The 358-nt window shown below is 68.7% G+C and carries 1 protein-coding gene; it reads right to left on the bottom strand.

Annotated features, from left to right (window positions below):
• On the bottom strand, nt 1-356 hold a 356-nt coding region (locus B7767_RS47195), incomplete at its 3' end, for a beta-ketoacyl synthase N-terminal-like domain-containing protein (protein ID WP_373408294.1).
• Nucleotides 357-358 lie beyond the last annotated feature (2 nt).

Genomic DNA, 358 nt, shown 5'->3' with positions numbered 1-358 from the left:
ATCCCGGCCCGCTCGATCGCCTCCCACGTCGCCTCCAGCAACAGACGCTGCTGCGCGTCCGTCGCCACCGCCTCCCGCGGACTCATCCCGAAGAACTCCGCATCGAAGGCACCCGCATCGTGCAGGAAACCACCCGAGCGCGTGTACGACGTCCCGGGCACCTCCCGGTCCGCGCTGTACAACGAGTCGACATCCCAGCCACGATCAGCCGGGAACTCCGACACGGCATCGACGCCGTCGGACACCAGCCGCCACAGATCCTCCGGCGAGGACACCCCACCCGGATAACGACACGCCATCCCCACGATCACCACCGGATCGTCCGCCACCGACGGCAACGACCCCACCGGCACCACCA

Source organism: Streptomyces sp. 13-12-16 (assembly GCF_002114215.1).
Classification (GTDB): domain Bacteria; phylum Actinomycetota; class Actinomycetes; order Streptomycetales; family Streptomycetaceae; genus Streptomyces.
Note: the sequence above shows the minus strand (reverse complement) of the source record. Positions and strands in the feature narration are given on the sequence as shown.